Origin of the sequence: Pedobacter sp. AJM (assembly GCF_002197755.1) — a bacterium.
Taxonomy (GTDB): domain Bacteria; phylum Bacteroidota; class Bacteroidia; order Sphingobacteriales; family Sphingobacteriaceae; genus Pedobacter.
In genome coordinates, this window is record NZ_NHOT01000003.1 from 501,401 (window position 1) to 515,093 (window position 13,693).

General features: G+C 37.6%; 14 protein-coding genes. 8 read left to right on the forward strand and 6 right to left on the reverse strand.

Annotated elements, in window-relative coordinates:
- Positions 1-29: 29 nt before the first annotated feature.
- Positions 30-605 (reverse strand): nitroreductase, encoded by a 576-nt coding sequence (locus CBW18_RS07915; RefSeq protein WP_088300763.1) that lies wholly within the window; start codon positions 603-605, stop codon positions 30-32.
- A 155-nt stretch (positions 606-760) separates the two neighbouring features.
- Positions 761-1,576, reverse strand: a complete 816-nt coding sequence (locus CBW18_RS07920; RefSeq protein WP_088300764.1) for a hypothetical protein — start codon at positions 1,574-1,576, stop codon at positions 761-763.
- Between the two features lie 143 nt (positions 1,577-1,719).
- On the opposite strand from CBW18_RS07920, the gene CBW18_RS07925 reads away from it, so the two are divergent.
- From CBW18_RS07925 to CBW18_RS07950, 6 genes are all read left to right on the forward strand, one after another.
- Positions 1,720-3,342 carry an ABC-F family ATP-binding cassette domain-containing protein gene (locus tag CBW18_RS07925; RefSeq protein ID WP_088300765.1) on the forward strand — a complete coding sequence of 541 codons (1,623 nt, stop codon included), beginning with the start codon at positions 1,720-1,722 and terminating at the stop codon, positions 3,340-3,342.
- Positions 3,343-3,410: 68 nt separating this feature from the next.
- Positions 3,411-4,067 carry a hypothetical protein gene (locus CBW18_RS07930; protein WP_088300766.1) on the forward strand — a complete coding sequence of 219 codons (657 nt, stop codon included), beginning with the start codon at positions 3,411-3,413 and terminating at the stop codon, positions 4,065-4,067.
- A gap of 101 nt (positions 4,068-4,168) precedes the next feature.
- On the forward strand, positions 4,169-4,861 hold the full coding sequence (locus CBW18_RS07935) for a DUF4397 domain-containing protein (protein ID WP_088300767.1): 693 nt from the start codon (positions 4,169-4,171) through the stop codon (positions 4,859-4,861).
- Between the two features lie 116 nt (positions 4,862-4,977).
- Positions 4,978-5,562 (forward strand): RNA polymerase sigma factor, encoded by a 585-nt coding sequence (locus CBW18_RS07940; RefSeq protein WP_088300768.1) that lies wholly within the window; start codon positions 4,978-4,980, stop codon positions 5,560-5,562.
- Positions 5,555-6,787, forward strand: coding sequence for an outer membrane beta-barrel protein (locus CBW18_RS07945; protein WP_088300769.1), 1,233 nt, complete (start codon positions 5,555-5,557; stop codon positions 6,785-6,787). The genes CBW18_RS07940 and CBW18_RS07945 overlap by 8 nt, the downstream gene beginning before the upstream one ends.
- A gap of 69 nt (positions 6,788-6,856) precedes the next feature.
- On the forward strand, positions 6,857-7,294 hold the full coding sequence (locus CBW18_RS07950) for a hypothetical protein (RefSeq protein WP_088300770.1): 438 nt from the start codon (positions 6,857-6,859) through the stop codon (positions 7,292-7,294).
- Positions 7,295-7,352: 58 nt separating this feature from the next.
- On the opposite strand, the gene CBW18_RS07955 is transcribed toward CBW18_RS07950, so the two are convergent.
- A complete protein-coding gene (locus CBW18_RS07955) occupies positions 7,353-7,859 on the reverse strand; it encodes a peptidylprolyl isomerase (RefSeq protein WP_029288049.1) in 507 nt (168 codons plus the stop codon).
- A gap of 11 nt (positions 7,860-7,870) precedes the next feature.
- Positions 7,871-9,892 (reverse strand): thioredoxin domain-containing protein, encoded by a 2,022-nt coding sequence (locus tag CBW18_RS07960; protein ID WP_088300771.1) that lies wholly within the window; start codon positions 9,890-9,892, stop codon positions 7,871-7,873.
- A 104-nt stretch (positions 9,893-9,996) separates the two neighbouring features.
- Here CBW18_RS07960 and CBW18_RS07965 point away from each other — a divergent pair, with 104 nt between their 5' ends.
- Positions 9,997-10,311, forward strand: a complete 315-nt coding sequence (locus tag CBW18_RS07965) for a DUF1016 N-terminal domain-containing protein (RefSeq protein WP_088300772.1) — start codon at positions 9,997-9,999, stop codon at positions 10,309-10,311.
- Positions 10,312-10,358: 47 nt separating this feature from the next.
- The gene (locus CBW18_RS07970; RefSeq protein WP_088301337.1) at positions 10,359-11,456 is read left to right on the forward strand and encodes a mandelate racemase/muconate lactonizing enzyme family protein; all 1,098 of its coding nucleotides are present in this window, start codon (positions 10,359-10,361) and stop codon (positions 11,454-11,456) included.
- A 141-nt stretch (positions 11,457-11,597) separates the two neighbouring features.
- On the opposite strand, the gene CBW18_RS07975 is transcribed toward CBW18_RS07970, so the two are convergent.
- Together CBW18_RS07975 and CBW18_RS07980 are read right to left on the reverse strand one after the other, a co-directional pair.
- Positions 11,598-12,464, reverse strand: a complete 867-nt coding sequence (locus tag CBW18_RS07975; RefSeq protein WP_088300773.1) for a glycoside hydrolase family 25 protein — start codon at positions 12,462-12,464, stop codon at positions 11,598-11,600.
- A 158-nt stretch (positions 12,465-12,622) separates the two neighbouring features.
- A complete protein-coding gene (locus CBW18_RS07980) occupies positions 12,623-13,609 on the reverse strand; it encodes a hypothetical protein (protein ID WP_088300774.1) in 987 nt (328 codons plus the stop codon).
- Positions 13,610-13,693 lie beyond the last annotated feature (84 nt).

Below are 13,693 nucleotides of genomic sequence, written 5' to 3' on the forward strand. Positions count from 1 at the left end.
ATAGACAATAAATTTGCTGTAACAGAGCCTTAATCCTCCATCCATTTTACTTTTTCTGCCATCGAAGTACGGTTTGGTTGCCAAGGTTTTTCATTGTGATAGCCCATGTAAAAAAGTCCGATGCATTTTTCATTATCATCCAATCCTAAAAATTCGCCTAGATCATCAATCAATGGTGGCGAACTCCAATAAGCACCAACATTTAAACTTTCGGCGGTTAATGCCATATTTTGAACTGCGCAGGATACTGCAGCCAGTTCTTCCCATTCCGGAATTTTGCCACTTACGGCCATATTAATAGCTATAATGCAATCTGCCTGGCCGGTTTTTTCCGCAAAGCTATCGAACTTTTTCTGCAGGAACTGTTCAGGAGTTACCAATGTCTTATATAACCGCCCCAGTTCCATGCCCAACTTTGCTAATCCAGCTTTTCTGATGACGGTGAAGCGCCAGGGCTGCGTTAACTTATGTGTTGGTGCATAATTGGCAGTTTCCAATATTTGATTAATTACCGCTACAGGAATTTCTTTCTTAATATAACTCGCCGGAAAAATACTACGGCGTTCTTTAATTACTTTTGAGATGGTTTCATATACTGTACTCATTTGGTAAAAATAGTAAAAAGCAAAAAGACTAGCGATTAAAGAGAAGATCTAAATGATAAAACAGAAAGATTTGACGTTTTGTTAACTGAAAAGTTATCCTGCAAATCAACGATCAGAACGGACTGATTAACGATTCATCAACTCATTCCTTGTTGTTAATTTTCGCGTTCGAAAATTTTATCTCCAAAAACGTCTGTTTTAAATTCCGCATTTTTTTTTCCATTTCCATCTTCAATTACATCATGACCAAAAATATCCTTTTTATAAATACGTATGGTCTGGCCTTTTCCGTCTTCAACAACATCGTTTCCAAAAATATCCTTTTTATAAATACGTATGGCCTGACCTTTTCCGTCTTCAACAACATCATTCCCGAAAATATCCTTTTTATAAATACGTATGGTATGGCCATTTCCGTCTTCAATGACATCATTCCCGAAAATATCCTTTTTATAAACACGTATGGTATGGCCATTCCCGTCTTCAACAACATCATTTCCAAAAATATCTTTTTTATAGATACGCATGGCTTGTCCATACTCGTCCTCCACGACTGTGTTTCCAAAAATATCCTGTCTTTGTTTAATGATATTTCTTTTTCTTCCATCTCCTGAAAATAAATCATTGTCATGACCGGTTTCCTGCGCGCCCGGTGTCAGCCCGCTTTCAGTTTTGATAACGGTATTTCCGAAAAAATCAACGGTTTTTTGGCCCAATTTCCGTCCAGACTCATCTTCCAGTATGGTCTGATGGAAAAAATCTTTTTTCTGTTCAGCAATTTTTTTCCCTGCCTGGTCCACGATGATGGTATTCCCGAAAAAGTCTTTTTTTTGCTTGCCGATTGTTTTGTTATTGGCGTCAACCAGAATGGTATCGCCAAAGAAGTCTAGTTTATACTGGTACTGATTGGTCTGACTATATCCAATAGCCGAAACGCCAGACATGAGGATGCCTAATGTTAATGTTTTCATCTTGTTTCATTTGTGTGTGTTCTAAAATAGCAAAAAACAAATAAAAAGAGGATTAATATTCATTTTGAAATTACTAAACTTAAACCTTCCACCTTTTTACCCTCAACCTTTTTCCCTATCTTTGCGGCTTATTTTATTTGTTTATGATTTCAGTTTCTAATTTATCTTTACGATACGGCAAACGCACATTATTTGAAGATGTTAACCTAAAATTCACGCATGGTAACTGCTATGGTGTGATTGGGGCTAACGGCGCAGGTAAATCCACTTTCCTGAAAATTTTATCGGGAGAAGTGAACCAGACTTCTGGTAGTGTTGCCTTTACTCCAGGCGAAAGAATGGCGGTTTTAAAACAAAATCATTATGAATTTGATGAAGTTTCCGTACTTGAAACTGTAATGATTGGTCATAAAGAGCTTTACGCCATTATGAAAGAGAAGGATGCCATTTACATGAAGGAAGATTTCTCTGAGAAAGATGGTGAACGTGCCGGGGAGCTGGAAAACATCTTTGCTGAAATGGACGGTTGGAACATGGAAAGTAATGCAGCAACCATGTTGAGCAACCTTGGTATTACAGAAGACAACCATTATAAATTATTAAAAGAGTTAGACAATACCCAAAAAGTAAGGGTTTTACTGGCACAGGCCTTATTTGGTAATCCTGATATTTTACTACTGGATGAGCCAACCAACGATTTGGACATTGAAACCATCGCCTGGCTGGAAAACTTCTTAGCTGACTATCAGAATATTGTTTTAGTGGTGAGTCACGACAGGCATTTTTTAGATGCAGTTTGTACACACATTGTAGATATTGATTTTGCTAAAATGAGTATCTACACGGGTAACTATACTTTCTGGTATGAATCAAGTCAGCTGGCTTTAAAACAACGTAGCGACCAGAACAAAAAGATGGAGGATAAGGTGAAGGAACTGCAGGAATTTATCCGGAGATTCAGTGCCAACGCATCAAAATCCAAGCAGGCCACTTCACGTAAAAAGGCCCTTGATAAAATTGACATCACCGAAATTAAAGCTTCCAGCCGTAAATATCCGGCTATTATTTTCAATAACACCGGTCGTGAGGCGGGTGATCAGATTTTACAGGTAGAGAATTTAAGCAAATCCGGAAACGATGGCATTTTGTTTGATAAAATCACTTTCATGGTGAATAAAGGTGATAAAATTGCTGTACTCTCGCAAAATAGTTTAGCTACTGCGGCATTCTACGATGTTTTAACGGGTAGAGATACTGATCATCAAGGTGAATTTAAGTGGGGTGTAACCATCAGCACAGCAGATATCCCTAATGATAACTCTGAATATTTTGCAGGTAAAGATGAAAACCTGGTTGACTGGTTACGTGAATATTCAGGAACAGATGCAGATGAGCAATTTGTAAGAAGCTTTTTAGGCCGGATGCTATTCTCTGGTGAAGAGGTTTTAAAGAATGTAAAAGTGCTTTCAGGAGGTGAAAAAATGCGTTGCATGTTCTCCAGAATGATGTTACAGCAGGCCAATCTTTTAATGTTTGATGAACCGACCAATCACCTGGATCTGGAATCTATCGAAGCATTAAACAATGGCATGAAAGATTTTAAAGGGGCCATATTATTTACTTCAAGGGATCACCAGTTAACGGAAACCGTAGCCAACAGAATTATAGAAATTACACCTAAGGGTACCATTGATAAGCTAATGACTTATGATGAATACATTAACAGTGCCGATGTTGCCAAACTTCGTGAGGAAATGTATGCATAATCCTTAATAAAAATATAATATTGAAAGAGTTTTGATATCCCGTCAAAACTCTTTTTCTTTATATAGCTATGAAGACCTTATTAACCGCTCTGTTTTTAACTTTCAGTTTAACTGCCTTTGCTCAGAAAAGTGATTCAACAACTTTCCGTTCTACCAATATCCGGAAAAGATTTATGGAACGTTACACCGTACTAAAATCAAATAAGAACATTAAAAATGGATTTGCCGAAGTATTGTTTAACCAAAAACAAATTGCTTCAGGTGATTATCAAAATAATGAAAGGGTGAATCAATGGAAATTTTATTTATCAAATGGTGTGCTGGAACAGGTTTATAATAATAGCACTAAAAAAGTAGAGTTTGAAATGGAGGATAAATCCACTACCTATCATTTAGAAAATGCAAAAGAAGGAGATGAAATTATTCGTCCGGTTAAAATTGGTGGCAATTTCAGTGCTATTTTAGTGATAAATAGAATCCTTTATCCTGACATGGATCTCAGAACAAGAAACGGAACTTATATGGTAAGTTATACCTATTTCTTAGATGAACTGGGCAGGATTATGAAACTGGAACGAAAAGTAGTTGGTTCTGATCTCAATGAAACCAAAAGCATTGACCAAAATTTATTCAGACCTGAAGAACTGGCCTGTAATCCTGGTTATGTGAATGGTAAGCCGGTAAAAAGCACGATAACCATTTCTCATCACTTAACAGTAAATTAAATTTTTGCTATTGTAGCGTTTTCATTTGCTTAATCGTTTTATCATCAAAAGCGTTAATGGCCATTAACCAATTTTGTGAAAAAGATTGATTTAAATACATTATGAAAACTAAAAACTACTTAGGCTTAAGCACTAAAATAATATGCGCATTATTTGCGATCACACTCACTTTTTCTGCTTGTAAAAAAGATTGGAACAATGATCCTATTGAGGCGGCTGGTATAGGCTTTGTACATGCCTCTCCTGGCACAGCTGCCTTAGATTACATCCTGGACAATCAAAAAATCGGGAGTTTCAGCTATACCAATGACCGTGGATATTTTGCGGCCTACCCTGGCACCAGGCTGGTAGGGGTTTCTAAAAAAGATTCGCTTAAATATTTAACCAACGGAACAGCTGCTTTAAAAGGTGGTTCATTTTATTCCGTATTTGTGGTCGATACTTTAAAATCAACTAAACTTTTACTGGTTGAAGATGATTTAAAAGCTCCCGAAACAGATAAGGCAAAAGTTAGGTTCATTAATTTAAGTCCTGGTTCTTCTCCTTTAGATTTGGCAGTGGAAGGAAATGCCACCGCATTATTTACTTCAAAAGCGTTTAAAGAGTTTACTCCATTTACGTCCATCAATCCATCGGATAATTATACTTTTCAGGTGAAGCAGGCTGGAACGGTAACAGCAACGCTACCTGCTGTAAAAATAGAAAAAGGCAAAATTTACACCATTTGGGCTAAAGGATTAAGCAGTAAAACAGATAGCACTAAATTTGGTTTAGCCATCATGACCAATAAATAACATCTACCAATTGAATTTAACGCCATTCGGTAAAATGGATGGTGTTATTTTTTAATTTTGTAATAAATAAGCTTTAAGCATTAAAACGAATCAAACCCTAAACCGGCCTTTACAGCGTGATCAAAAAAATACTCAGATTTGAGGAGATTTTAAAGGGCTGTGTAAAAAACGACAATAGCTGTAAGGAAATGATGTATAAATCATTTTATGGCTACTTAATGGGTATTATTTTAAGGTATACCAAGAACACTTCTGACAGTGAAGAACTTGTAAATGACACCTTTATCAAGATATTTAAGCATGTTGCGGGTTTCAAGCCGCCAGCAAACCCTGAAGAATTGCAAAAATCATTTCGGGGCTGGATTGCTCAGATTGCATCAAGAACGGCAATAGATAAAATCAGAAGCTCGAAAGCGCATTTTTATGTGGATGAATTAAATGAAGATCAACATCCCATTACACAGGTTTCAATAGCATCAGAACTTCATGTCAGTGATATTATGAACCTGTTAAATCATTTACCGGAAACGCAAAGGCTGGTATTTAACTTATATGAGATTGAAGGCTTTGCACACGAGGAAATTTCAAAGTTGCTCAACATCCCCGAAAGTTCGAGCCGTGTTTACTTAACCCGATCAAAAAATAAGTTGCGTACACTTTACACCAACACGCTAGTTGGTTCATATAAAAAAAATGGATAAGGAATTAATAGAACATATCACCACCCAATTACAAAATCACGAGGAACAATATGTTCCTGGTGCCTGGGAGCGCTTCTCTGAAAAAGAGAAAAATAAGCGCAGGGGTTTTGTTTTATGGCCATTATGGACAGCTGCAGCCATTATCTTCATGATTTCAGGCATATTTTTGATTCATCAAAGCGAAGAATCAAAACAACCTAGTGTGGTAAAATCAAAAGTTCAAAATACAGAATCACCAATAAGCACAAAAACAGGAGAAAACACCAACTCTCATGAGCCATTTGTTCAGGGTACAAAATCAGCAGGCATCAATCAGGATGAAAAGCAGGCCTATCTTCCATCCTCTTCTCAACCATCAGACAGCAACCTAAATCATAAGCTTGATTTGATCACTCCCGAGAAGCATCCTGTGGAGGCATTGATAGCATTAAATAACGATAATTTTGCTACTCAATCATCTCATATCAAAAGCATTGATAACAATCAAAGCGTTGCAGATGCTCAGTCAGAAAAGCAAAAACCAGAAGCCAATAAAAAGTTATCTTTTGAAGATCTGTTAGCGGTTGATAGCAAGACTGATCAGCAACATCCAACCAACAGTAAAACTGAACAGCATTCCAAATGGCAGCCAGACGTGTATGTAGCGCCTTCAATGGGTAACGACAACAAGTTAAACATGAATTATGGATTCTCCTTATCTTATGCCATTGCCAATAAATTATCCATTAGCTCTGGGGTTTCATATGCTTCCATCAGTTCAACAGAATCACAAAATGCTACCGCACCCCAATCGTTATCCGGTAAAAATCTGGAGTCTATCAATGCAAAAGTTCAGGGCATTAACGTGCCTTTAGAGTTACGTTATAACATTTCGGAAAAGTTATACACCGGCGTTGGTGTTTCTGCGCTGGCCATTTTAAGCAATTCACAACAAAATACTTATCTGGTCAATCAGGTTCAAACACTGTCAGCTCCATTAGCCAATGGCATGATGGATTCTAAAAGTTTTATCGTGGCAGAGAAACAAAGCGAGCCGCAGCCAACATCTACCATTGATCCGGATAAATACATCGGCTTTTATAATTTCTCCCTGGGCTATAAACAAAAAATCTCCAAAAAGAACAACATTGCTATTGAACCTTTCCTAAGACTTCCAATGAAAACCTTCTCCCGCGAAAACCTCAACCTCACCAATGGGGGCTTACGTTTAAAGGTAGATTTTTAGGAATTGTATTGATTCATTTAACCCTGAAGGTTATCTCTTTTGTATATTTGCCTTTCAGATAAAATTCAGATGAGATTATTAACTATTTTATTATTCCTTTTTATTGGTTATTCGGCAAGTGCACAGCATGACCCCAGCGACCAGATGGATTCGCCCAATTGGGACATTATTGGTGAGGTTAAAATTAAAACAGTAAAACCTACTGAAACCTATGCCATTTATCATGCAGGCATTCAAAAATATGAAAGCAAGCCATTTGAGCTATCGGGCTATATCGTACCGATAAAAGATGGCATGAAGCAAACCAAGTTTATGCTTTCTACTTTACCCATTAACCAATGTTTTTACTGCGGAAAGAACGGAATTCCAATTATGGTATTGGTAGAAATGGCTGAACCCATTAAATTTACCTATCAGCCAATTACCGTGAAAGGAGTTTTGAAACTGAATAAGGGAAATGCGATGAATAACCCTCCGGTTGAACTGATTACGGCTAAGTTATTATAAAAAAAATCCCGATGAATATCGGGATTTTTTAGTTTTATCAATTGAATTTACGATCGATCTAGTGATCGGCATGTCCGTCCGCACCATGTGCGTGACCATGAGCCAATTCATCCTGAGTGGCTTCGCGAACATTTAAAATAGTACCTGCAAACAATAAATTTTTACCAGCCATCGGGTGGTTCAAATCTACCGCAACCGTTTCTTCATGAACAGCGGTTACACCTGCCCTGAATTGATTGCCATTGTTATCTTGCAAAGGAATTACATCACCAACAGCCGGAACTTCGCCACCTGCTTCAGTAAACATGGTTTTTGGCAAATCAGCAAAAGCACCCGGATCAAGTTCTCCGTAACCATCAGCTGCAGATAGTTCAAAACTATACTCATCACCAGTTTTCAAGCCGGCTAAGTGCTCTTCAAATTTAGGCAACATCATGCCTACGCCATATAAAAATACTAAAGGATTTTGCTCATCAGCTTTTTCAACAAAAACTTGTTGTCCTTCTTCGTTTGTAGTGTGCAATTCATAAGTTACTGCGACTACTGAGTTTGGTGAAATATTCATTCAGATTTTTTTTATTGTAAATACACTAATGCTTCCTCAACAGTATTAACCGGTAACTGGCACACATTATTTCGGCAAATATAAACTTTTGTTTCGTTGCTTTGCTTCCCTTTTAACAGCGGCAGGTTACTTTTTGTTCCGCCTAAAGTAATTTTATTGGGAATATAATGATTACTGAACTCCAGTTTAACCATAGCTGTTTCCAATCCTGTAATCGCAATTTCATTGATGCCATATATTTCATTCAGCAGTAAAATGGCCCAGTTGGAATAAGCTGAACCATATGTTTTGATTTTGGGATGTACCGCAGCAAGCATTTCCGACGCCTTTTCACTGTAATTTTTTAAGTCAAACAACAAACCCAGTTTTTTCAAATTTAAGGCCATGGCTGAATTTGCTGCAGGAATCACATTATCCATTACCTCATGTTTGCGGGCAATCAGATCTTCACCTTCTGCTGAGGTGTAAAATAACATCGGTGAATGATCATCACTAAAGTTATTTAAAACATAATCCGCGAAAGATTTTGCTTCAATCAGCCATTGCTCATTAAAATCACATTCGTAAAGAGCAAGTAAAGCCTCGATTATAAAGGCATAGTCATCTAAAAAAGCAGTGATAGATGCTTTACCGTTTTTATAATTACGATACAAGCCACCTGTTTCTGATTTCATATTGGTCAGGATGAAATTTGCAGCTGCAGAAGCTTTTTGATAATAGAGATCGTGTCCTAATACCTGTGAAGCATCTGCCAGTGCTTTAATCATCATGCCATTCCAGGCGGTTAAACATTTATCATCCAATCCTGGCCTAACTCTCTTACCTCTTACTTCGAGTAACCTTGCTTTTGCATCGCTTACTTTTTCAAATAAATCTTCAGCATTTATCCCGTATTTTTCCAAAAGGGCATTATCCTCAATGGTTTTTCTTAAAATATTGGTATGCTCTTCTTCCCAGTTGCCCTCTTCGGTAACATTATAATATTCTGCCAGCAGTGCTGCATCATCTCCTAAGATTTGATTAAATTCGGTTTTATCCCAAACATAAAATTTACCTTCAACCCCTTCGCTATCTGCATCTAAAGCTGAATAAAACAACCCTTCTGGTGAAGTCATTTCATTAAAAACCCAGTCTATACTTTCAACAGCAGTCCGCCTGAAAGAATCAAACTTAGTACATTGATAAGCTTCAATATATAAACTGATGAGTTGTGCATTATCATAAAGCATCTTTTCGAAGTGTGGTACATGCCACTTATCATCAACCGAATAACGGGCGAAGCCTCCGGCCAGCTGATCGTAAATTCCACCCCGGCTCATTTCTTCCAATGTATGGCAAACTGCTGTAAAAACAGATTCATCATCGTTCAGAAAACCATAGCGCAGGAGGAAAACCCAATTATTAGGTAATGGAAACTTAGGAGCACGATTATAGCCGCCGTAGCCCATATCGAAATGGCGTTTCCATGGATCAATAATTTCTGTTAGATGATCTTGAGTATACGCTTCTTTACGTTCAACAGCAATGATTTTTTCACTATCTTTTATACCGGCAGTTAGTCTTGCTGCATATTCAATTGCCTTATCTGGTTCATTTGCCCACAGCGCAGCTACATTTTCCAATACATTAATCCAGTCGGTTTTACGGAAATAAGTACCGCCATAAATCGGGCGCTGATCTGGTAAACAGATGCAATTTAATGGCCAGCCGCCACTCCCTGTCATCAGTTGAATGGCATACATGTAGATCTGATCAATATCCGGACGCTCCTCGCGATCTACCTTGATGCATATAAAATGCTGGTTCATCACTTCTGCCACCTCATGGTTTTCAAAACATTCCCGCTCCATCACATGGCACCAATGGCAGGCCGAATAGCCAATACTGACTAAAATCAATTTGTTTTCTGCCTTTGCCTTTTCCAAAGCTTCGGTACCCCATTCATACCAATGCACCGGGTTATAAGCATGTTGTAACAGGTAGGGCGAAGATGCGCTAATTAAACTATTGGGTTCTGAATGTGTATTCGACATGAAATAATGATTACGATATTAAACAGGTAAAGCTATAAATTATCTACAATGCTGCTCCCTTTTAGTTTTGTTTTTCTATTTTAGATGTCGATCAATTTGTGTTTATGGAATTAGCTAAAAGCGATTTATTCAGCATTGTTAAGAAAATTATTATTCAGTCTCGTCTGAAAGTTTACCGGGCAGCAAATGCTGAATTACCTGAATCATACTGGCAAATTGGTAAGTTGATTGTTGAGGATGAGCAGGAAGATAAAGCCAGGGCAGATTATGGCAAAAGTACATTAAAGAATTTATCGCAACAGCTTACGCTTGAGTTTGGAAAAGGATTTGATGAAAGTAATTTGAGAAATATCAGAAGTTTCTTTAAGGCTTTTCCAATTTGTAACGCATTGCGTACTGAATTGAGTTGGATACATTAACGACTTTTATCCCAAATAGCAAATCTTACACCTTCAAACTTAAAAAAATGAAAATTACGCATACCGAAATATATCGCTTTAGTATCCCGATGGAACCCTTTGTCATTGCCACCGGAACCATGCATTTCGCACAGAATGTATTGATTAGAATTTTTACGGATGCGGGCATCCACGGCATTGGCGAATGCTCGGCTTTCCCGATGATTGTGGGAGAAACACAGGAAACCTGCATTGCCATGGCCAAAGACTTTGCCGCGATTTTAAAAGGTAAAGATCCTTTGGAAATTCCTGAAAGAATGAATGACCTCCTGGCTTATGCCGATCATAACAGTACCATAAAAAGTGCATTCGACATGGCTTTGTTTGATATTGCGGCCAAACATGCAGGTTTGCCACTCTATAAATTTCTGGGCGGAACAAAAAGAACCATCGAAACCGATATGACCATCGGTATTGATTCCCCCGAGGGAATGGCGAAAACAGCATTGAATTACCAAAATAAAGGTTGCCGGATTTTAAAAATCAAACTCGGGAAGAATGTTGAAGATGATATTGAGCGGGTAAAACAAATCCGTGAAGTGGTTGGTACTGAAATGTCCTTACGTTTGGATGCCAATCAAGGCTGGGGTTTTGATGAGGCTTTATTTGCGCTTGGTGAACTGGAACAATACAATATTGAATTTTGTGAACAACCCATGCGTACCTGGTATGATGACCGGCTTCCGGAACTGAACATCAACTCTCCTATTAAACTCATGGCTGACGAAAGCTGTTATAACCATCACGATGCCAGAAAACTAATCAACAGTCAATCTACTACTTACTTGAACATCAAATTTTCGAAATCCGGCGGAATTTTAGAAGCACAAAAAATTCATGAGGAAGCTTTAAAAAAAGGGATTAAATGCATGATTGGAAGCATGTTGGAAAGCCGGATCGCTTTAAGCGCAAACCTGCACTTTGCTTTGGCCAGTCCGAATGTAGATTTCTTTGATTTAGACACCGCATTACTTGGTCATCTGGTGGATCCCGTTGTAGGAGGATTGACCTATAATGGTTATTTCCTTGAGGTACCTGATGAAGTTGGCATTGGCGCAGAGGCCGATGAATTTTTTCTTGAAAAATGTGAAAGCTGGGTAGTTTAGTTCATTGTCCATTGGTTCATTAGAAAATTAGTCAGATGGCAATAAGTAATAATAAATAAAATTCCCTTAAATCTGTATTTATCTATGATTTTAATTCGGTGAACCAACAACTAATGACAATTAAGCCAATGAATATTTTACTTAGTGAACCAACATATTCGCAAGTGCGGTACTGTCCCCGTTAAACGCATTAAAATCAACTACATGACCGATTCCATTTATTTTGGCCTTATCTGAATGTTGCCAAAACTTCCAGCGGCTTTTATCTAATTTCAATTTGGGTTGGTAATAATGGGCAATCCATAAGGGATATTCATCTAACTTTCCTTCGAGATTATCCTCATAAAACTTTAAACCAGTGTAGATGATCGGCCTAACACCTGTTTTCATTTCAACGTAGGTCAGAAAATCTGAAAGCTCCAACCGCATCCTAAGCGGAGAAACACCATCTAATGTTTCAATATCCACAACAGGTGGTAAATCGCCTTTTTCGATATTTACCACCTGTAAGAAAAATTTTGCCTGTGCCCGTCCGCTTTTTTTAGGTCTGAAAAAGTGATAGGCTCCACAAACAATTCCGGCCTTTGGTGCTTCACGCCAGTTGCGCTGAAAATACGGATCAACCTGCAAAATACCTTCGGTAGCTTTAATAAAAGCAAAGCTGACTTTCACTTCATCTTCCTTCATGGCTTTCACTTTTGACCAGTTTATTTTACCCTGGTAATAGGAAACATCGATGCCGTGTACGGTATATTTTTTGGGAATTTTAATATTAAAGCTTTTGTAAGTGCGGTAATTGGGGTCTTGCCCCCAATCTTTTATCCATCGCCAGGTGGCAACAAAACCACTTAATACATAACCATAGTAAAGTGGTGAGAGCAAAATCAATAGTAAGCCTACCAACGCCATTTTCATCTGCTTAGAAAACACAGCTGGCTTTTTCTTCTTTAGCGCAGGCTTTCTGGTAGTTTGCTTTCTGGCAAAGGGCTTTCGTTTTTCTGGCGGCATAAATATTTTATGTCGCTAAGTTGAGGAAAATGTAGTGAAATAAAAAAGGGATTGCCGGATTAGATTAATCCATATTCTTACTAAATGATTCTTAAATCGACAATGGTATATTTGGGTGAATAGATTGTCGACGATGTATTTAATTAATTATCAATAAACTATGAACTTATCTTTTCCCTAGCATAAACAATGAAGCCAGGCTTTTCGGCTGCGTTATATTTAAAAATAAGGTCATCCCCGATCTGATGCCCCAATTTTACTTTTTCTAATAAATTCAGGGAAGAATCTTCATAACCTAAAACATTATCCCGATATATCTTTAACTCAGTAGAATAGTAAAGCTCAGCAGGGTCAATATTATTAATGTTCACTTTTATCTCATCAAAGGCCCATTCCTGTCCTTCAGATTGATCAATAATCTCTTTCATTTTATCCACATTAAAATTGATCAGTGTTTTAAGCTTTGCTGGCTTATTTTCACTTCTCTTTTTTGCACACAGGTTTACCGTAATTTCCTCTGGTAAATAAACTACGTCCCTGCCTAACTGACTGGCCAGATTTAACATGATAAAAACCTGTGGCTCTGTAATAAGCGCCCTATTTAATGTTTCACTGATTACAATATCTACATCAATATCTTGCAAAACATAATTGGTTGCATCGGCAATTTCAATAGCTTTCACGTAACTGTTTAAATCAAAAGCAGTAATCACATCCACCAACTTATTATAACTGTTCTCATTAATTTCAAGCAAGGTAAACTGTACTTCGGCAGGACTAAACTGTACCATTACCGGAAGTGCCAGCGTGGCAAAGGGACCTGTACCCGCATAAAGAATATGTATGGGACCATCTCCTTGCAGCAACTTATCTTTAATGGCTAAGTATAATCCCCTCACAAAACGTTGGGTTCTTAATACCTCTTTCACACAGTTAGCTGCCCAAAATGTACCAATGGCACGACCAAATTTTGATTGAATATTTGTTCTGTCTGATATTTCATCAGGCTTTATTTCACCAAGTTCAAATAGAAGTTGAGTATAAGTGGTAATGGCACGTACTAGTTTTTCATGAAAATCTTGAGGTAGAAGCAAATCATTACTGATGTTAACCAGTTTTTCTTTCAGGTTTTGAGATGGAAACATTAATTTAAGGAGATTAGATCGTTAAATAAAGAATACTGAAAGATAAAAAAGAATACAATTACTTGCATCTTATCTGAAAGATTT